Here is a 19,340-nt window from a genome sequence, read left to right as displayed (position 1 = left end):
ATGGACGCACTGCTCCCCCTCGTCATCGGCCTCGTGCTCGGCCTCGCCCTCGGTGTGGCAGGCGGGCTGCTGGTCGCCAGGGCACGAAAGACGGATGCGCGTGGCACGGTCGATCCGGCCGTCGAGTCGGCGCTGGCTGAGCGAACCGCCGACCTGGTGCAGGTGCGCGGGCGCGTCGAGCAGCTGGTCGAGGAGCGGGCACAGCTGCAGTCGCGGCTGGCCGGGGTCGAGGCGACCGCCACGGCCCTGCGCGAGCAGGCCGAGGCCTCGGCGGCCGTCTCTCGCGAGCGCCTGGAATTCGCCACGGAGCAGGCGCGCGAGCGGCTCTCGGCCCAAGACGAGCAGTACCGGGCGCAGATCGCGGCGCAGGAGGATCGGCTCGCCGAGTTCCAAGAGCGACTGCGCGCTCTGAAGGAGGCGGAGGCCGCCCGCATCGAGGAGGACGGCAAGGTGCTCGTGGCGCTGAGCCCCGTGCAGGAGAGCCTCAAGGCGGTGCAGGCGAAGGTCGTGGAGCTGGAGACCCAGCGGCAGCAGCAGTACGGCGAACTCTCCCAGCAGCTGAAGTCGGCCACGGAGTCGGAGGAGCGGCTGCGCTCCACGGCGGAGTCGCTCGCCTCGGCGCTGCGCTCCAACAGCACCCGCGGGGTGTGGGGTGAGACCCAGTTGCGCAGCGTCGTCGAGGCGGCCGGGCTCATCGAGCGGGTCGACTTCGACGTGCAGACCTCGATCGTGAGCGACTCGGGCGCAGGCCGACCCGACATGGTCGTGCACCTGCCCGGTGGCAAGAACATCGCGGTCGACGCCAAGGTGCCGTTCGACGCCTACCTCGAAGCGTCGGCCATCCCCGCCTCGGCCACGGGTGCCGAGGGCGAGCGTCGCGCACAGCTGATGAAGCGGCACGTGAAAGCGCTGCGCGACCACATCACGGCGCTCGGCACCAAGGGGTACTGGAACGGACTCGAGGCCTCACCCGAACTCGTGATCGCGTTCATCCCGAGCGAGTCGCTGGTCTCGAGCGCGCTCGAGGCCGACCCGGCCATCATGGAGTTCGCCTTCGGCCGCAAGGTGGCGCTGGCCTCGCCGGTCACGCTGTGGTCGGTGCTGAAGACGGTGGCGTTCTCGTGGCAGCAGGACGTGCTCACCCAGGAGGCGCGCCAGCTGTTCGACCTGAGCCAGCAGCTCTACACGCGGCTCGGCAAGACGGCGACGCACATCGAGAAGCTCGGTCGCACCATCGACCGCACCGTGAAGGACTACAACGCCTTCATCGGCTCGTTCGAGCGGCAGGTGTTCCCCACCGCCCGCAAGCTCGGCGCGCTGTCGAGCGACAGCCTCTTCCCCGAGCTGGGAACACTCGAGGAGTCGCCTCGCGAGCTCTCGAGCCACGAGCTGCTCGCCGAGCTCGAGGCGGCCCCCGTCGGAGCCGACGAACTCGCGGAGCGTCGCGCCGGTGACGGAGCGCTCGCGGGGGCGGCTGCGGGCCGTGCCGGCGCCTCGGTCACCCGCTCCGACGGCGAGCCAGACGCCGACTTCGACGCCGCCGAAGACGCGGCCCGCGAGGCCGAGGTCGAGCGCACCATCGCCGAGTTCGACGCCCTGGGCGGCGGCTCCGCGCGCCGCGACGACGCTTACCTCGACCACGAGCACTCCCGCGTCATCGAACTCGAGATCACCCTCGACGACGATCTCGACACCGGCACCACCCGCTGACCCCACCCCACAGCCCCCACCCACCGGGCGAGGCGGCCCCGCGCGACCTTCCACGGGGCGGCGCCCACTCGCAGCGCCCGGCCCGACACACCGCCGGCTCGTGGCCACCATGCCCGGCGCGTGACCGCTGATGTCCGCGCCACTCCACGCTCGGCTCGTGGTCGCGGCGCGCTATGTGACAGAGGCCCCACGGGTCCGCGCAGGCAGCACACCAGCAACCCGCACCGCTACTCGCAGCGCCAATCAAGGCCCGACGCGCACCGACTCGGGGTCGCGGCGCGCCACGCCCACTCCCGCATCCACGCGGCCGGCCCACCGGCCATCCGCCGCGCCCACAGCGCGGCCGCGGCCGACGCATCACGCCGCGTAGGCCGCGGTTCGCGCATCCGGTGCGTCGCAGCGGTTCGCTCGCGCAAGAATGAATCCGAGCAGCCCACAGGACGGGGCGGTGGGGCGGATTCTTGCGTGGGTGAACCTGAGGACGGGCTCAGCGCCCGTGGGAAGGCGAGGCGCCGGACAGGGCCGCTTCGGCGCCGGTCAGAGCCGCTTCACCGCCGGTCCGGGCCGACTCGGCGCCGGACGGGGCCGAGTCGCGGCGGTCAGAGCCACTTCTCGATGAGGTGGTCGGCCTCGATGCGGCGGATGGTGCCCGAGTGTGACCGCAGCACGATCGACTCGGTGCGGATGACGGGCCCGAGCCGCTTCACGCCGGCCACGAGTCCGCCGTCGGTCACGCCGGTCGCCACGAAGAAGGTGTTGTCGCCCGACACCAGGTCGTCGGCCTCGAACAGCTTGTCGACGTCGAGTCCGGCGTCGATGCCCTTCTGGCGCTCCTCGTCGTCTTTCGGCGCGAGCCTGGTCTGGATGAATCCGCCCAGCGCCTTGATCGCGCAGGCCGTCGCCACACCCTCGGGGCTGCCGCCGGTGCCCACGCACATGTCGATGCGGGTGCCGTACCGCGCCGCGTTGATGCCGCCCGCCACGTCGCCGTCGAGCATGAGCCGGGTGCCGGCCCCGGCGGCCCGGATCTCCTCGATGAGCTGCGCGTGCCGCGGCCGGTCGAGCACGGCGACCCGGACGTCGCCGACCTCTTTGCCCTTCGCCTTCGCGAGGGCACGGATGTTGTCGCCGATCGGCCGATCGATGTCGATCACGCCGATGCCGTCCGCATCCGTCACGATCTTGTTCATGTAGAACACCGACGACGCGTCGAGCATGGTGCCCCGGTCGGAGGCCGCGAGCATCGAGATGGCGTTCTGCCGCCCCGCTGCGGTGAGCGACGTGCCGTCGATGGGGTCGACGGCGATGTCGCACGAGGGCCCGAGCCCGGTGCCCACGTGCTCGCCGTTGAAGAGCATCGGCGCCTGGTCTTTCTCGCCCTCGCCGATCACGATCACGCCGTCGAAGTCGACCGTGCCGAGGAACTTGCGCATGGCGTCGACGGCCGCGCCGTCGGCGGCGTTCTTGTCGCCCTTGCCGATCCACGGCTGAGCACGGATCGCGGCCGCCTCGGTGGCACGCACCAGCTCCATCGCGAGGTTGCGGTCGGGGTGCTCGTAGAGGACGGCGCTGTCAGAGGTCATGGCGAGGGAGATCCTTCCGGGAGTGATGTATTCAGCCTATCCCCAGCGCTCACGCGGGCAGCCGGCTCACGCGGGCAGCACCCGGCTCACGCGGGCTGCAGCCGGCACACGTAGGCAGCCAGACACGCGGGCAGCCGGCTCAGGCGGGCAGCAGCCGATTCACGCCGACACTGCCGCCGGCGCCTGCAGCCCCAGCGCCTCCAGCACCTGCACCAGCGTCGACGCCGACCCCACGTTGCCCGGCACCACCACGTACAGCAGCTCCCGCCCGTCGATCGCGGTCACCCGCCACACCGACACCCCGGGCAGCACCTGGCCCAGCACCGTCGCCGACGAGGCCCCCAGCCCGATGCGCGCCACGTCGGCCGAGGTGATGCCGCCCTTGGAGACCACGACCCCCACAGACGGCAGCAGCGCGCGCACACTCGTGGTGAGCGCGTCCATCACCCGCTCGCCGTGCCCCAGTGTGTTGTGCGCGGCCGAGCGCGCCCGCTCCGTCGTCACGACGGCGAGCGAGCGCGCCGCGAGCTGCGGCCGCGCCGCCTCGGCCGCACGTACCCCCTCCTCAGCGGGCGACACGAGCGCGCGCTCGGTGTCGATCACGCTGAACCCGCCCCACCGGCTCTCCACCTCGGCGAGCTGAGCGGTCGCCCCCGCCGTGTGCGATCCGCACACGAGCAGGGTGTCGACCGGCTCGGGCAGCAGCGGCACGGGCAACAGTCCCACCGACTCCACTCCGGCGAGCGCCGCCGCCAGCGGGGCCGCGCTCCGCACCACGACAGCCCGGCCGGAACCCCGGGCAGCCACGATCGCCCGGGCGATGAGCCGGATGTCGTCGTTGGTCTCCGCATCCGGAACCACCACCGCCCCCGCGGGGGCCTGCGACAGCACCTCGGCGAGAGCGGCCACTCCCCCGTCGGCACGAAGTGACTCGAGCGCGAACCCGACCCCGGCCCTGCCCGACTTCTCGGCGACGTAGTCGATCAGCCGGGCGGTGCTGAACGGGAACACGGGGTCGTCGGCGAACTCGGTCTCGTCGGCGGGGTAGGTGACCCCGGCGACGGTCACGTAGTGCACGCCACCGAGGGTGGTGCGGCCTCCGTCGGGGAAGGCGGGCACGAAGATCATCACACCGTCGTCGTCGAGAAACGCCTCGGTCTCGGCGAAGACGTGGCCGCGCAGAGTGGAGTCACCGCGGAGCACGAACTGCACCGCTTCACCGAGCGCCCGTCCTGCCTCGAGGCTCTCCCGCCGGATGCGCGCGACCAGCTCGACCGCGTTCGGCTCCGTGATCGCGCGCGAGTTGGTGAGCACGTACACGCTGTCGTGCTCGCGCAACGCCGCCGTGAGCAGCTCGGCGCTCGTGGCGAGCAGCACGGGCACGTTCGAGGCCGACTGCGTGCCGGTGGGGTCGTCGTCGAGGATGACGGTCTTCATGGGTGCTCTCCTGGAGAGGACTGGACGGGACTGGAGGGGACGGGACTGGACGGGATCGGGTGGGCGGCACCTGGCACCGCCCACCCGGGAGGACGGGGCCCGGCCGCGCCCGCCAGGCCGTGCAGACCGGCCGGACAGGACCGGTCTGCACGGAAGCGGGGCGGCCGGTGCGGGTCACGACCCTGCGATCAGCGCGTCGACCTCGGCACGCTCCTTGCGCCCCCAGGTCTCGCGGGTGACCGCGACACCGATCAAGCCGATCACACCGACGGCCACGTAGATCCAGGCCACGCCGCCCCAGCCCATTCCGATCGCCGCCGCGGTGGCGATGAACGGGATGAAGCCGGAGATGGCCGCCGAGAACTGGTAGCCGAGCGAGGCACCCGAGGTGCGGGTGTTCGTGGCGAACAGCTCGCTGAAGTAGGCGCCCTGGGTGCCGGCGAGCATGTCGTGGATGACCGCAAGACCGATGATGTAGACCGTCACGATGAGGAACGGCGACCCGGTGTTGATGAGCAGGAACATCGGGAACCCGAACAGCACGGTGAGGATCGATCCGATGAGGTACATCCGCCGCCGCCCGAACCGATCGCTCAGCGCACCCCACATGATGGTGGTGCCCACGCCGATCGCGGTGGCGATGATGAGGCCGGTGAGGGCGGTCTCACGGGAGGCGATCTCGTTCGAGGTGATGTAGCTGATCATGTAGGTGACGATCACGTAGAAACCACCAGTCTCGGCCAGGCGGAGCGCGATGACGCGCAGCACGGTGCGCCAGTCGTTCTTGATGACCGTGAGGATGGGGTTCTTGACGAGCTCGCCCTTGGCCTTGGTCTCTTCGAACTCCGGCGACTCCGACACCTTGAGCCGGATGATCATGCCCGCGAAGATGAGCACCGCGCTGAACACGAACGGCAGGCGCCAGGCCCAGTCGTTGTCGAGGCCCGCGGTCGCGAGGAACGCGATGTTCGCCAGGAACACGCCGAGCGGCACGCCGACCTGCGGGATGGCGGAGTACTTGCCCCGCTTCTTCCACGGCGCGTGCTCGAAGGTCATCAGGATGGCGCCGCCCCACTCCGCTCCGAAGGCGAGGCCCTGCACGATGCGGATGAGGGTGAGCAGCAGCGGGGCGAAGATGCCCACCTGCGCGTAGGCCGGCAGGAAGCCGATGAGCACCGTCGAGATGCCCATCACGAACAGCGCACCGACGAGCACGGGCTTGCGGCCGTACTTGTCGCCGAGGTATCCGCCGATGATGCCGCCGAGGGGCCGCATGGCGAAGCCGATGCCGAAGGTGAGGAAGCCGAGGAGCACTCCGACCACGGGGTCGTCCCCGGGAAAGAAGAGCGGCCCGAAGTAGAGGGCGGCGGCGGTGCCGTAGGCGAGGAAGTCGTAGTTCTCGACAGTCGTGCCGACGGCGGAGCCGATGGCGACCTTGAGTTTGTCGGGGGAACCCTCCGCGGCCTGCCGGGCGGTGGGGGTGCTGGCTACTGCAGTCATCTGAAGCTCGTATCTCCTTTGATATGCCGTGGGTGCCGTCCGGCGACGGCGCCCGGGCTCCGAGCGCTATCGCGTGGTGGGGACGACCCCTCCGACGTTTCCGATCGTGTAGAAGTCATTGATGTGGTCGCGCACGAGGCGCACGGCCGCGTCGGCGTCGCGGGCCTCGATGGCATCGAGGATGCGATGGTGCTCGGCCCGGACGGTCTTGGCGGTCTCGCGCCAGTTCTCGAGCCGTTCGTAGGCCTCGTGCATCTGGCGGTTGATCGCCACCCGGAGCGAACCCATGAGGTGCGCGGTGAGGGCGTTCCCGGTCGAGGACGCGATCCTCACGTGGAACGCGGCGTCGAGCCGGTTGAACTCGGGGGCGTCGATCTGCTCGTCGTCCATCTGGTCGAGGATCTCGTGCAGATCGCGGATGTCGTCGTCAGTCGATCGATAGGCGGCCTCCGCGACCGACCAGCTCTCCAGCGCGATTCGCGTCTCGAGCACGTCGTTGTGGCTGAAGTGGCCGAGGGCCACCTGCAGTTTGAGGAGGTTGACGAAGCCGGGGCCGGGGGTGCCGAGGAGGACGGCTCCCCCGTCGGCACCTCCCCCGCGCCGGATGTCCACCACGCCGAGCGCCTCGAGCACCCGGAGCGACTCCCGCAGCGACGGCCGGGACACCCCGAGCATCGCCGACAGGTCGCGCTCCGAGGGGAGATGGTCTCCCGCCTTCAGGCTGCCGTCGAGGATCCGCTCCTCGATCTGGGCCATCACCTGCTCGTAGGTGCGAACCCGCTGCACGGGCTCCCAGCCGTTGCCGATCGTCATCGTGCCCCCACTTCGTCGAGAACGGCCGCCGGACATCGCCCGCGCCGCCTCTCTCCAGTGTAGTTTTCATGGGCGTGATGGTCTGACCGTCGTACCTGTGAATCGCGTCTCAGACGCCCACCGCGAGGTGCTCCGCGCGGAACTCGTTCTCGAGCTCGCGACGGATGCGCACCGCGTGCAGGGTCTCGTCGGCGTCCACGTCGTCCCACGACACGGTCTGGTCTTTCGGCACGTCGCGGACGAGCTTCATGCCGTGGGCGAGACCGAGCGGGAGCGCCCGGCGCTCGAGCGAGAGCTCGGCGGGGGCGAGCTTGCCGAAGACGGTGTAGCCGCCCTCGCCGTCGAGCGTCTCGCCGGCCTTGAGGTCTTTCTTGGCGGTGGTCACCACGTCGCCACGGAAGCCGGTCGGCGCGCCGGTGGCCTCGCCCCGCAGCACGGCGGAGGCGATCGACACCCCGAGCTCGAGACCGATCATGTGATACGGCCGGTAGAGCGAGCCGTACCGGCCCGAGTCGTCGGTCTTCACGCCGTACTCGGCGAAGCACTGCGCGGCGTAATCGGTGGTGGCCTCGAAGGTCACGTAGACACCCCAGCGCAGGTCGCGGTAGACCTCGCTGCCGTCGCGGTTGAGGCTCGAGATGATCTCCACGGTGCCGCGGCGCGAGAGCGTGCCGCCCTTCTCGCGCTCCTTGAGCATCTGGGGCAGGTCGTCGACGCCGACGGGCGTGAAGTTGAGGCCTTCGGTCTGCGGAATGAGGCCGGTGCCGTTGGCGACGGCGGCCATCTCGATCGCCGACTTCGTGCCGTCGAGGAAGGAGTTGAACATCTTCGGGTTGAAGTCGCCCGTGGCCAGCTGCTCGTCGGTGAAGCCGTAGTAGTTCCAGACCGTGTCGGGCGTGGAGTAGTTGTACTCCGGCAGGTACTTGGTGCCCTTGCCGGCGGCGACCACGTCGAAGCCGACGGTGCGGCACCAGTCGACGAGCTCGGAGATGAGCGCGGGCTGGTCGCCGTAGGCCATCGAGTAGACGACCCCGGCCGCCTCGGCGCGGCGCTGCAGGATGGGGCCCACCATGCAGTCGGCCTCGACGTTCACCATGATGATGTGCTTGCCGTTGTCGATGGCCTTCACCGCGTGGTAGGTGCCGATGATCGGGTTGCCGGTGATCTCGAGCACGACCTCGATGGCGGGGTGCTCGAGCAGACGGTCGGCGCTCTCCAGCACGTGCGTGCCGCCTGTGCGCAGCGCCTCGTCGAGGCTGCCGGCGGCGTAGCGCTCGGCCGGCCAGCCGGTGCGGGCCAGCGCATCCTTCGCCTTCGGCACGTTGATGTCGGCGACGCCGACGACGTGGATGTTGTCGCTGCCCACCGCCTGGGTGAGGAACATCGACGAGAACTTGCCGGCGCCGATGACGCCGACTCGGATGGGGCCTGCGGCCGCCGTGCGCTTCTGGAGAAGCGGGTAGAGGTTCATCGAGGACTACTCCTTTGTAGACGGCCGTGCCGCCACTCGTTGACATGAGGACTGATGGTCAGACCATCTGTCTTTCATCATCATGTGCGGATGTTCACGGTCTGTCAAGTCGGTCTCGCTAGACTCGGGGGCGAACGGCACCGGCCGGCGCGCTGCCGCGCCCGCGAGGCGCGCCCACCAAAGGAGATGACATGCCCATTGCAACCCCTGACCAGTACGCGGAGATGCTCGACAAGGCGAAGGCCGGCGGCTTCGCCTACCCCGCCATCAACGTCTCCTCGTCGCAGACCCTGAACGCCGTGCTGCAGGGGCTCACCGAGGCCGGCTCCGACGGCATCATCCAGGTGACCACCGGCGGCGCCGACTACTTCGCCGGCCACACCGTGAAGGCCCGCGCCACCGGTGCCCTCGCCTTCGCGGCGTTCGCCCACCAGGTGGCCAAGAGCTACCCCGTCACGGTGGCCCTGCACACCGACCACTGCCCAGAGCCCGCGCTCGCCGACTTCGTGTTCCCTCTCATCGAGGCCTCCGAGGCCGAGGTGAAGGCCGGCCGCGAGCCCATCTTCCAGTCGCACATGTGGGACGGCTCGGCCATCCCGCTCGCCGACAACCTCCGCATCGCCGAGCAGGTGCTCGCGAAGACGAAGGCGATCAACGCCATCCTCGAGGTGGAGATCGGCGTCGTCGGCGGCGAGGAGGACGGTGTCAGCCACGACATCAACGAGCACCTGTACACCACCCTCGACGACGCGGTGCAGACCGTCGAGGCCCTCGGCTTCGGCGAGAACGGCCGCTACATGGCCGCGCTCACCTTCGGCAACGTGCACGGCGTCTACAAGCCGGGCAACGTGAAGCTGAAGCCCGAGCTGCTGAAGGAGATCCAGGACGGACTCGCTGCACGGTATGGGTTCAAGGGCGCGAACGGCCACGACCCCAAGCCCCTCGACCTCGTCTTCCACGGCGGATCGGGGTCGACGGATGCGGAGATCGCCGAGGCGGTCGCGAACGGCGTGGTGAAGATGAACATCGACACCGACACCCAGTACGCCTTCACCCGCTCGGTGGCCGGCACCATGTTCACCAACTACGACGGCGTGCTGAAGGTCGACGGCGAGGTGGGCAACAAGAAGGTCTACGACCCCCGCGCCTGGGGCAAGATCGCCGAGTCGGCGATGGCCGCCCGCGTGGTCGAGGCCACCCAGCAGCTGGGCTCAGCCGGGCACTCCGGCAAGTAACGCCGGCACCACCGCAGGAACCACGGGGTGCGGGGCACGTCATCGACGGCCCCGCACCGTCACCCACCTCCAGAATCTAGGATGCGCGACCAGCCATGAGCGACGAACGACCGAAGCCGAAGTACGGGGAGCTCGCTCCCGAGGGCTGGAGCTGGAAGCCTCCGCAGCAGGAGGAGCCCGAGTCCGAGGCGACGCCCGCGAGCGCGGCCGCTGTCGCGAATCCCGCACCTCCCGCCTCCCCGGCGGCTCCGATCGCCGGGACGCCCGATCCCGGCGCGCCCGGCCCCGCCACCCCGAAGAACCGCTCGGGCGACCGCATCGCCACGATCCTCCTGCTCGCCGCGGGCCTGCTCGCGACGGTCAACATGGTGTCGAGCTTCCTCGTGCTGCCCGACGTGATGAACGAGTTCATGCAGATGCAGGGCATCTCGGGCACCTACGGCGCCGATGCCCAGGCTTCGTCGGCGGGAGCCGTCGGCGCGACCGTGCTCGTGGTGATCTTCGCCCTCACGCTGGTGTGGTCGATCCAGCGGATGCGGGCGCAGAAGCTCAGCTTCTTCGTGCCGCTCATCGGCGCGGCGCTGAGCTTCGCCACCAACCTGGTGGTGGTGCTCGTCGCGCTGCTGGCCGACCCGAGCATCCTGGGGTCGGTGCAGCCGTAGCGAGTACGGTCGCTGCGAGTGCGGTAGCAGCCCTGCCGCACTCGCGGCCGGGCGCGACGTCAGGCGCGGTGGCGGCCTCCGAGCGCGCGGGCGTCCTTCTTGCCCGAGGTGTCGCGGCGCAGTTCCTTCGGAAGCGAGAACACGAGGTCTTCCTCGGCAGTCTGCACGGTCTCGATGTCGTCGTAGCCGGCGCCCGCGAGGTCGTCGAGAAGCTCCTGCACGAGCACCTCGGGAACGGATGCGCCCGAGGTGACGCCGATCGTCTCCACGCCGTCGAGCCACTCCTGCTTCACCTCGTGGGCGTAGTCGACGCGGTAGGCGGCCTTCGCGCCGTACTCCAGCGCCACCTCCACCAGGCGCACGGAGTTCGACGAGTTCGCGGAGCCGACGACGATGACGAGGTCTGCATCCTGGGCCACCTTCTTGATGGCCACCTGGCGGTTCTGCGTGGCGTAGCAGATGTCGTCGCTCGGCGGGTCTTGCAGCTTCGGGAACTTGGCGCGCAGGCGCCGCACGGTCTCCATCGTCTCGTCGACGGAGAGCGTGGTCTGCGAGAGCCACACCACCTTCTCGGGGTCTTTCACCTCGATGTCGGCCACCGCATCCGGACTGTTCACGAGCGTGATGTGCTCGGGCGCCTCGCCCGCGGTGCCCTCGACCTCTTCGTGGCCCTCGTGGCCGATGAGCAGGATCTCGTAGTCGCTCTTGGCGAAGCGCACGGCCTCGCGGTGCACCTTGGTGACGAGCGGGCAGGTGGCGTCGATGGCCTGGAGTCCGCGATCGGCGGCGCCCTGCACGACGGCGGGAGACACGCCGTGGGCGGAGAAGACGACGTGGGCGCCCTCGGGCACCTCGTCGACCTCGTCGACGAAGATGGCGCCGCGCTTCTCCAGCGTGGAGACCACATGCACGTTGTGCACGATCTGCTTGCGCACATAGACGGGGGCGCCGTAATTCTCGAGGGCCTTCTCGACCGCGACCACGGCCCTGTCTACTCCTGCACAGTAGCCCCGGGGGGCGGCGAGCAGCACACGTTTGCGACCGGTCACCGGTTTGTCCTCTAGCCTGGAGCGCGTGCCGGGCATTCTCGGCATCGGCAGGCTGATGGTCGTCGCATTGCTCACCCCACGAGTCTACGTCGGGCGGGCTGGGTGAGGGCCGAAGGCGGCCGCATCCCGCGGGCGTCGCCCGCACCGGGCACGCGTCGCCCGCACCGAGGAGGTCAGGATGAGCGAGACGCCGTCGTTCTCGAGCGGCCCGCCCACCCTCGAGAACCCGTGGCCCGTGGCCGAGCTGGCCCAGAAGGTGCGCGGCTACATCGAGCGTCTCGGCACCGCGTGGGTCGAGGGCGAGATCACGCAGTGGGGCGTGTCGGGCGGCAACGTCTACGGCAAGCTGAAAGACCTCGCGGTCGACGCCACCATCGGTTTCACCATCTGGTCGTCGGTCAAGGCGAAGATCCCGGCCGACCTCAAGCAGGGCGACCGCGTGCTCGCGCTCATCAAGCCGAACTACTGGGTGCGTGGCGGCACCCTCACCATGCAGGTGTTCGACATGCGGCACGTCGGCCTCGGCGACCTGCTCGAGCGGCTCGAGCGGCTGCGCGCCCAGCTGGCTGCGGAGGGGCTGTTCGACCCGGCCCGCAAGAAGCCGCTGCCTTTTCTGCCGACCGGCGTCGGTCTCATCACGGGCAAAGACAGCGATGCCGAGAAAGACGTGCTGCGCAACGCCCATCTGCGCTGGCCGTCGGTGTCGTTCCACGTGGTGCACACGGCGGTGCAGGGCGACCGCACGGCGCGCGAGGTGGCGCGGGCCATCGAGCGGCTCGACGCCGACCCGGCGGTCGACGTCATCATCGTGGCGCGCGGCGGCGGCGACTTCCAGAACCTGCTGGGCTTCAGCGACGAACGGGTGCTGCGCGCCGCGGCCGCCGCGAGCACGCCGATCGTGAGCGCCATCGGTCACGAGGCCGACCGGCCGTTGCTCGATCTGGTGGCCGACCTGCGGGCGTCGACGCCGACGGATGCGGCGAAGCGGGTGGTGCCCGACGTCACCGAGGAGTTGGCCAGGGCCGATCAGGCTCGTCTCCGCATCCGCAGCCGCATCGCGCACCTGGTGACGGTGCAGAGCGATCGCGTGGCGCAGATCCGTTCGCGGCCCGCGCTGGCCGATCCCCGCTGGATCGTCTCGTCGCGGTCGGAGGAGCTGACGCGTTTCGTGGCGCGCGGCGACGAGCTCGTCACGCGCGCCGTCGAGCGCGAGGGAGACCGCGTGCGCGAGCTCGCCGGGCACCTTCGAGCGCTGTCGCCGCAGCGCACCCTCGATCGCGGGTACGCGATCGTGCAGGGCGCCGACGGGCACATCGTGCGGGCGGCGGCGGATGCGCGGCCGGGAAGCGCGCTCACGGTGACGGTCGCCGAGGGGGCGTTCGACGCGGTGGCGGGCGAGACCCATCGCGACGGGTGAGGGTCTTCTCCTGCACCGACGCGGCGCGCTGAGGAGTTGTCCACAGACTGCTCCCCCGGCCGCGAGCCGGGCGGTGCCTCGGTAGGATTGGGGCATGCCTTCGACGTCCACCACCGACATCCAGGCGCTGAGCTATGAAGAAGCCCGCGACGAGCTGATCAGGGTCGTCGGCGAGCTGGAGCAGGGGTCGGCCACGCTCGAGCAGTCGCTCGCCCTCTGGGAGCGCGGTGAAGCGCTGGCCTCGCGCTGTGAGGAGTGGCTGCTCGGCGCGAAGGCGCGGCTCGAGGCGGCGCGCACCGGAGGCACGGGCGGCGTCACCGGTGGCGTCACGGTCGAGGAGGGCGAGTAGCCGTGGCCAAGACCACCGAGAAGCCGATCGTCGCCGAACTCGGCCGGCCGGAGACCCCCTCTGAGACCGCGGCCCGCAAGGCCGAGCAGTCGCGGCTATACCGCGACCGCAAGACGTTGCGCAATCTGCTCTACGCTCTGCTGGTCTCCGTGGCCCTCGTGGGGGTGATCGTCTTCGCCGTGCCGCGGCCCGAGCAGTCGCTGCTCGAGCCGATCGACTACCGGTCGGTGGCGGTGAGCGCCCAGAGCTCCATGCCGATCCCGTTGGCCGTGCCCGATCTTCCCGACACCTGGGAGTCCAACGCGGCCGAGCTCCGCACCTCGAGCGCCGACCAGGTGGTGTCGTGGTACGTCGGGCTCATCACGCCGTCGAACGAGTACGTGGGCCTCACCCAGGCGATCGGGTCGAACCCGAGCTGGCTCTCGGAGCAGGTGGGGCGGGGGCTCGCGAGCGGCACGGTCGAGCTCGACGGCGTCGAGTGGACCGTCTACGACAACCGGGCGACCGGCGGCACCGACCTGGGCAACGTGGAGTACGCGCTCACCGCCGAGTCGGGTGCCACCACCTACATCGTGTTCGGCACGGCCAGCGAGGCCGAGATCGCCGAGGTCGCCACCGCGATCGCCGGCAACGTGCTCGAGCAGCCGGCGGTCGCCGAGGTGCCGCTCGGCAGCACGAGCGGCACGTCGACAGACGGCACGACCGAGTAGGGCACGACCGCCCGGCGCGTCACTGACCAGGGCGTGACCGACCAGACCACCGACGAGCACGACGGAACCGAGTAAGACGGAACAGGGAGCATGAGCACCGAGATCGACGAGCCAGAGGCCACCACGCCCCAGCGGGTGTGGGCCACGATGACGCGCGGCAACACGCGGTTCGTGGAGGGCACCCCGAAGCACCCCCGGCAAGACGTCGAGACGAGGGCCGGCCTCGCCGAGCTGCAGACTCCTCGGGCCGCCCTTTTCGGCTGCAGCGACTCCCGCCTCGCCGCCGAGATCATCTTCGACCTCGGCCTCGGCGACCTGTTCGTGGTGCGCAACGCCGGCCAGGTGGTCTCCGACTCGGTGCTCGGCAGCCTGGAGTACGCGGTCGAGGTGCTCGGCGTCTCGCTCATCGTCGTGCTCGGTCACGACGCCTGCGGTGCGGTGCGCGCGGCGATCGACTCGCAGCTGCCCGACGCCCCGCCGCTGCCCGGCCACATCCGCGGCCTCGTCGAGCAGATCGTGCCCGCGCTCGACCATGTGCACGCCGAGCGCGCCGACGACGGCAGCCTCCTCAGCGCGCCCGACGCCGGCGAGGTGGGCAGGGTGCACCTGCGCTCGACGGTGTCGAAGCTCCTCGAGTCCTCCGAGATCATCTCCGCGGCCGTCGCCGACGGTAGATTGGCCATCGTGGGGGCGAACTACCGTCTCGCCGAGGGCCGCGCCGTTCCCGACATGGTCGTCGGCGAGATCTGACCGCCGCCCGAACCGACTTCACACCCCCTCCCACCGCGCACCCGCGCGGCACGACGAAAGGACGACCACACAGTGGTGGACAACGCCTCCGAGACCGAGTTCCGCATCGAGCACGACACCATGGGCGAGGTGCGGGTTCCCGCCTCCGCGCTCTACGGCGCCCAGACGCAGCGGGCGGTCGAGAACTTCCCCGTGTCGGGTGACGGACTCGAGTCGGCCCAGATCGCGGCGCTCGCGCGCATCAAGAAGGCCGCGGCGATCGCGAATGCACGCCTCGGCGTGCTCGACCAGGCCATCGCCGACGCCATCTCCTCGGCGGCCGACCGGGTGGTGACGGGCGAGCTCGACGAGCACTTCCCGATCGACGTCTACCAGACCGGGTCGGGCACCTCGTCGAACATGAACATGAACGAGGTGCTCGCCTCGCTGGCCTCCGAGTCGCTCGGTTCGAAGGTGCACCCCAACGACCACGTCAACGCCTCGCAGTCGTCGAACGACGTGTTCCCCACCTCGGTTCACGTCGCCGTCACGAGTGCGCTCATCCACGACCTCATCCCCTCGCTCGAGCACCTCGCCGAGGCGCTCGAGGCGAAGGCCGCACTGTGGGCCACGGCGGTGAAGTCGGGCCGCACCCACCTCATGGACGCCACGCCGGTCACGCTCGGCCAGGAGTTCGGCGGCTACGCCATGCAGATCCGCCTCGGCATCGAGCGCGTGCAGTCGGCGCTCCCCCGCGTGGCCGAGGTACCGCTCGGTGGCACGGCCGTCGGCACCGGCATCAACACCCCGGCAGGCTTCCCCCAGCTCGTCATCTCGCTCCTCGCCGAGGAGACGGGCCTCCCCATCACCGAGGCGCGCGACCACTTCGAGGCGCAGGGCGCCCGCGACTCCCTCGTCGAGGCCTCGGGTGCGCTGCGCGTGCTCGCGGTGTCGCTCACGAAGATCTGCAACGACCTGCGCTGGATGGGCTCGGGCCCGAACACGGGCATCGGCGAGCTGCACATCCCCGACCTGCAGCCCGGGTCGTCGATCATGCCCGGCAAGGTCAACCCGGTCATCCCCGAAGCCGTGCTCATGGTGTGCTCACGGGTCATCGGCAATGACGCGTCGATCGCCTGGTCGGGTGCGTCGGGAGCGTTCGAGCTCAACGTGGCGATCCCGGTCATGGGCACGGCGCTGCTCGAGTCGATCCGTCTGCTCTCGAACTCCGCGGTGCTGCTCGCCGACAAGACGGTCGCCGGGCTCGAGGCCAACCTCGACCGGGCCCGCGCGCTGGCCGAGTCGTCGCCCTCGATCGTCACCCCGCTCAACCGGGTCATCGGCTACGAGGCGGCCGCGAAGATCGCCAAGCACTCCGTGGCCAAGGGCATCACCGTGCGCGACGCCGTCATCGACCTCGGCTTCGTCGAGCGCGGCGAGGTCACCCTCGAACAGCTCGACTCGGCCCTCGACGTGCTCTCGATGACCCGCCCGCCCGCCGCGAAGTAGCGCGCCCTTCGGCCCACGCGCCCGCTGCGCGCCTGCTGCGCACGATCCGCCAGAAAGTCGTCCATTCCCCTCGGATGGACGACTTTTTGCGTCTCGCAGTGGCGACTCCCTCACGAGAGAGCACCCACGAGAACCCAGGCCCAGAACGCGGCCAGAAGCGCGGGGCCGAAGGGCACGCCACCACCCGGCAGGTGGGCCAGCAGCGGGGAGGACGAGGGATGCAGGTGGCACCCCTGGAGCGCGGAGAGGCGCGGGAGTGGCCGCCACAGGACGGCCGTGGCCGCCACCGCGATCACTCCCGCGACCACCGCCGCCGCAATCGCCGGTGTCCCCGTCATCCCCACGGCCACCGCTGCTCCGAGCGCCGGCGTCCCCGTCGCCCCCGCGGGCGAGCTGAACAGTCCGGCGAGGCCGCCGAGCCAGAGGGCGAGCTTCACGTCGCCCAGGCCGACCGCGCCGAGCGCCCACGCCACACCCAGGGCCACTCCCCCGCACGCGGCCCCGCCGAGGCCGCGCAGAGCGGTCTCCGGCGCGCCACACACCGCCAGCGACACGATCGCCCACGCCAGCACGGCGAGGCCCGGCAGCACGATCCGATCGGGAAGCCGCAGCGTGCGGAGGTCGGCCACGATCAACGGAGCCGTCGCGGCGGCGAGGTGGAGGAGCGGCACCAGCGTGAGCACCCGGCAACCGTAGGATGCCCCGGACACGGACGGGCCGCATCCCGCCCCGTTGGGGAGGAAGACGGCCCGTCCTGAGCGTGTGCAGGACGAGTCGAGCAGACCGGCTACGCCAGCTCGTTCGACTCCAGCATCTCGGTGACGAGGGCGGCGATCGCCGACCGCTCCGACCGGGTGAGCGTGATGTGCCCGAACAGCGCGTGCCCCTTGAGCGTCTCGATCACCGACGCGACCCCGTCATGCCGGCCCACCCGCAGGTTGTCACGCTGCGCGACGTCGTGCGTGAGCACCACCCGCGAGTTCTGGCCGATGCGCGAGAGCACCGTGAGCAGCACGTTGCGCTCCAGCGACTGCGCCTCATCGACGATCACGAACGCATCGTGCAGCGAGCGCCCGCGGATGTGCGTGAGCGGCAGCACCTCGAGCATCCCGCGGTCGATCACCTCGTCGAGCACGTTCTGCGACACCAGCGACCCGAGCGTGTCGAACACCGCCTGCGCCCACGGGTTCATCTTCTCGGCCGCGTCGCCCGGCAGGAAGCCGAGCTCCTGGCCGCCCACCGCGTACAGCGGACGGAACACCATGATCTTCTTGTGCTGCTGCTTCTCGAGCACCGCCTCGAGACCGGCGCAGAGGGCGAGAGCGGACTTCCCCGTCCCCGCTCGCCCACCCAGCGACACGATCCCCACCTCGGGGTCGAGAAGCATGTCGATCGCCACCCGCTGCTCGGCCGAACGCCCGTGCAGCCCGAACACGTCGCGGTCGCCGCGCACCAGCCGGAAGGTATCGCGCCCGGTCACCCGGCCGAGGGCCGACCCGCGGTCGGAGTGCACCACGAGCCCCGTGTTCACCGGCAGCGAGGCCACCAGCGGGGTCGTCAGCTGCTCCTGGTCGTAGAGGTCGGCCATCTCGTCGGAGCCGAGGGTGATGTCGGCCAGCCCCGTCCATCCGGAGTCGGGGGCGAGCTCGGCGCGGTACTCCTCGGCGGCCAGGCCGATCGAGGCCGCCTTGACGCGCAGCGGCAGGTCTTTCGACACGACGGTCACCGACAGACCGTCGTTGGCGAGGTTCTGGGCCACGGCCAGGATGCGCGTGTCGTTGCCGCTCAGCTGAAGCCCCGACGGCAGCACCGAGGTGTTGGAGTGGTTGAGCTCGACACGGAGGCTTCCCCCCTCCGTGCCGACCGCGATCGGGAAGTCGAGTCGCTCGTGCTGGATGCGCAGCTCGTCGAGGTTGCGCAGGGCCTGCCGAGCGAAGTACCCGATCTCGGGGTCGTTGCGCTTGGCCTCCAGCTCGCTGATGACCACCACCGGGAGAACCACGGCGTGCTCGGCGAAACGGAAGATGGCCTTCGGATCAGACAGAAGAACCGAGGTGTCCAGTACGTAGGTCACCTCGGCCGTCGAATTCGCGTGCGCTGTCTGGGTGGTGCTTCGTGCATCCTCTCCGGTGCTGTTCTGACTGGTCTTCTGAGTCATGGGCTCGGCCACATCCACTCCAACCCCGAGCGCGCGGCGCTCGGATCAGTAGGCGATCGGGCCACGGTGAGGTCGGTCGAAACGTACTTGTGTGGCCGTCTCGATCAGGCGCCATGCCTGATGCAACTGAACCTACGTCTGAACCAGGATGCGTGGGTTACGACACGCGACCCATCAGATTAACGCTGTGTTACACGCGTGTAATTCACCCGCCGAAGCGCCGCTGCCGCCGCGAGAAGTCGCGCAGCGCGCGCAGGAAGTCCACCTCGCGCACATCCGGCCCCAGCGCCTCCATGAAGTAGAACTCCGAGTGCGCCGACTGCCACAGCATGAAGTCGGAGAGCCTCTGCTCGCCCGAGGTGCGGATGACCAGGTCGGGATCGGGCTGACCGCCGGTGTAGAGGTGCTCGGCGATGAGCTCCTGGTCGATGGCCGCCTCGAGCTCGTCGAGCCCGTGACCGAGACCGCGGTGCTTCTGGATGATGCTGCGTACCGCATCCGCGATCTCCGACCGGCCGCCGTAGCCCACCGCGAGGTTCACGTGCAGCCCGGTGTTCGACGCCGTGCGCGCCTCGGCGCCGTCGAGCGCCGCCACGAGCGGCTCGGGCAGCCCGACCGTGGAACCGACGTGCTTCACCCGCCAGTCACGGAAGCGCGAGAGGTCGTCGGCGAGGTCGGCGATGATCTCGATCAGCTCGGTGAGCTCCTCGCCGTCGCGGTTGGTGAGGTTGTCGGTGGAGAGGAGGTACAGGGTGACCACCTCGATGCCGAGATCGTCGCACCACTCCAGGAACTCGCGGATCTTCGCCGCCCCGGCCCGGTGTCCGTGCGCCGCCGTGCCGAGGAGACGCTGTTTGGCCCAGCGGCGGTTGCCGTCGAGGATCATCGCGACGTGCTTGGGCAGCACCGCACCGTCGAGGTGCTGGCGGATGCGTCTCTGGTAGAGGCGGTAGAGCAGCCCCTTGGCGGCACGCTTCTGTCCATTCGGCACACGCATACGTTACCCGC

The 19,340-nt window shown here is 70.2% G+C and carries 17 protein-coding genes; 8 read left to right on the top strand and 9 right to left on the bottom strand.

Going from position 1 to position 19,340, the window contains the following annotated elements:
• Positions 1 to 1,710 carry a DNA recombination protein RmuC gene (locus N1031_RS10950; protein ID WP_259479671.1) on the top strand — a complete coding sequence of 570 codons (1,710 nt, stop codon included), beginning with the start codon at positions 1 to 3 and terminating at the stop codon, positions 1,708 to 1,710.
• Between the two features lie 599 nt (positions 1,711 to 2,309).
• On the opposite strand, the gene glpX is transcribed toward N1031_RS10950, so the two are convergent.
• The 5 genes from glpX to N1031_RS10925 form a co-directional block, all read right to left on the bottom strand.
• On the bottom strand, positions 2,310 to 3,293 hold the full coding sequence (gene glpX, locus N1031_RS10945; RefSeq protein ID WP_259479670.1) for a class II fructose-bisphosphatase: 984 nt from the start codon (positions 3,291 to 3,293) through the stop codon (positions 2,310 to 2,312).
• Positions 3,294 to 3,452: 159 nt separating this feature from the next.
• Complete coding sequence (locus N1031_RS10940; RefSeq protein WP_259479669.1) at positions 3,453 to 4,730, bottom strand: four-carbon acid sugar kinase family protein; 1,278 nt, start codon at positions 4,728 to 4,730, stop codon at positions 3,453 to 3,455.
• A 174-nt stretch (positions 4,731 to 4,904) separates the two neighbouring features.
• Positions 4,905 to 6,230 carry an MFS transporter gene (locus N1031_RS10935; RefSeq protein ID WP_259479668.1) on the bottom strand — a complete coding sequence of 442 codons (1,326 nt, stop codon included), beginning with the start codon at positions 6,228 to 6,230 and terminating at the stop codon, positions 4,905 to 4,907.
• 66 nt (positions 6,231 to 6,296) lie between these two features.
• Positions 6,297 to 7,043, bottom strand: a complete 747-nt coding sequence (locus N1031_RS10930) for a FadR/GntR family transcriptional regulator (RefSeq protein WP_259479667.1) — start codon at positions 7,041 to 7,043, stop codon at positions 6,297 to 6,299.
• Positions 7,044 to 7,152: 109 nt separating this feature from the next.
• Positions 7,153 to 8,514 (bottom strand): NAD(P)H-dependent oxidoreductase, encoded by a 1,362-nt coding sequence (locus N1031_RS10925; protein ID WP_259479666.1) that lies wholly within the window; start codon positions 8,512 to 8,514, stop codon positions 7,153 to 7,155.
• Positions 8,515 to 8,705: 191 nt separating this feature from the next.
• Here N1031_RS10925 and fbaA point away from each other — a divergent pair, with 191 nt between their 5' ends.
• Entirely contained in the window at positions 8,706 to 9,749 is a 1,044-nt protein-coding gene (gene fbaA, locus N1031_RS10920) for a class II fructose-bisphosphate aldolase (RefSeq protein WP_259479665.1), read from the top strand.
• 95 nt (positions 9,750 to 9,844) lie between these two features.
• The gene (locus tag N1031_RS10915; RefSeq protein ID WP_259479664.1) at positions 9,845 to 10,411 is read left to right on the top strand and encodes a DUF6264 family protein; all 567 of its coding nucleotides are present in this window, start codon (positions 9,845 to 9,847) and stop codon (positions 10,409 to 10,411) included.
• A 59-nt stretch (positions 10,412 to 10,470) separates the two neighbouring features.
• On the opposite strand, the gene N1031_RS10910 is transcribed toward N1031_RS10915, so the two are convergent.
• Positions 10,471 to 11,505: a 4-hydroxy-3-methylbut-2-enyl diphosphate reductase gene (locus tag N1031_RS10910; protein ID WP_259479881.1), complete on the bottom strand. Its 1,035-nt coding sequence runs from the start codon at positions 11,503 to 11,505 to the stop codon at positions 10,471 to 10,473.
• Between the two features lie 133 nt (positions 11,506 to 11,638).
• Here N1031_RS10910 and xseA point away from each other — a divergent pair, with 133 nt between their 5' ends.
• The 5 genes from xseA to N1031_RS10885 all read left to right on the top strand — a co-directional run bounded on the left by xseA (position 11,639) and on the right by N1031_RS10885 (position 16,174).
• On the top strand, positions 11,639 to 12,877 hold the full coding sequence (gene xseA, locus N1031_RS10905) for an exodeoxyribonuclease VII large subunit (protein ID WP_259479663.1): 1,239 nt from the start codon (positions 11,639 to 11,641) through the stop codon (positions 12,875 to 12,877).
• Between the two features lie 94 nt (positions 12,878 to 12,971).
• The gene (locus N1031_RS10900) at positions 12,972 to 13,226 is read left to right on the top strand and encodes an exodeoxyribonuclease VII small subunit (protein WP_259479662.1); all 255 of its coding nucleotides are present in this window, start codon (positions 12,972 to 12,974) and stop codon (positions 13,224 to 13,226) included.
• 2 nt (positions 13,227 to 13,228) lie between these two features.
• Complete coding sequence (locus N1031_RS10895) at positions 13,229 to 13,936, top strand: DUF4245 domain-containing protein (protein WP_259479661.1); 708 nt, start codon at positions 13,229 to 13,231, stop codon at positions 13,934 to 13,936.
• Positions 13,937 to 14,026: 90 nt separating this feature from the next.
• A complete protein-coding gene (locus N1031_RS10890) occupies positions 14,027 to 14,686 on the top strand; it encodes a carbonic anhydrase (RefSeq protein WP_310795684.1) in 660 nt (219 codons plus the stop codon).
• A gap of 72 nt (positions 14,687 to 14,758) precedes the next feature.
• Positions 14,759 to 16,174 (top strand): class II fumarate hydratase, encoded by a 1,416-nt coding sequence (locus N1031_RS10885; protein ID WP_259479660.1) that lies wholly within the window; start codon positions 14,759 to 14,761, stop codon positions 16,172 to 16,174.
• Positions 16,175 to 16,284: 110 nt separating this feature from the next.
• Here N1031_RS10885 and N1031_RS10880 read toward each other — a convergent pair whose 3' ends face one another.
• The 3 genes from N1031_RS10880 to N1031_RS10870 all read right to left on the bottom strand — a co-directional run bounded on the left by N1031_RS10880 (position 16,285) and on the right by N1031_RS10870 (position 19,329).
• Entirely contained in the window at positions 16,285 to 16,884 is a 600-nt protein-coding gene (locus tag N1031_RS10880) for a prepilin peptidase (protein ID WP_259479659.1), read from the bottom strand.
• A gap of 77 nt (positions 16,885 to 16,961) precedes the next feature.
• Entirely contained in the window at positions 16,962 to 18,332 is a 1,371-nt protein-coding gene (gene phoH2, locus N1031_RS10875; protein WP_259479658.1) for an RNA 5'-3' helicase PhoH2, read from the bottom strand.
• Positions 18,333 to 18,537: 205 nt separating this feature from the next.
• A complete protein-coding gene (locus N1031_RS10870) occupies positions 18,538 to 19,329 on the bottom strand; it encodes an isoprenyl transferase (protein ID WP_375163633.1) in 792 nt (263 codons plus the stop codon).
• Positions 19,330 to 19,340 lie beyond the last annotated feature (11 nt).

Origin of the sequence: Herbiconiux moechotypicola (assembly GCF_024979255.1) — a bacterium.
GTDB classification, from domain to species: domain Bacteria; phylum Actinomycetota; class Actinomycetes; order Actinomycetales; family Microbacteriaceae; genus Herbiconiux; species Herbiconiux moechotypicola.
The sequence above is the reverse complement of the archived record's forward strand: the minus strand, read 5'-3'. Positions and strand labels throughout refer to the sequence as shown.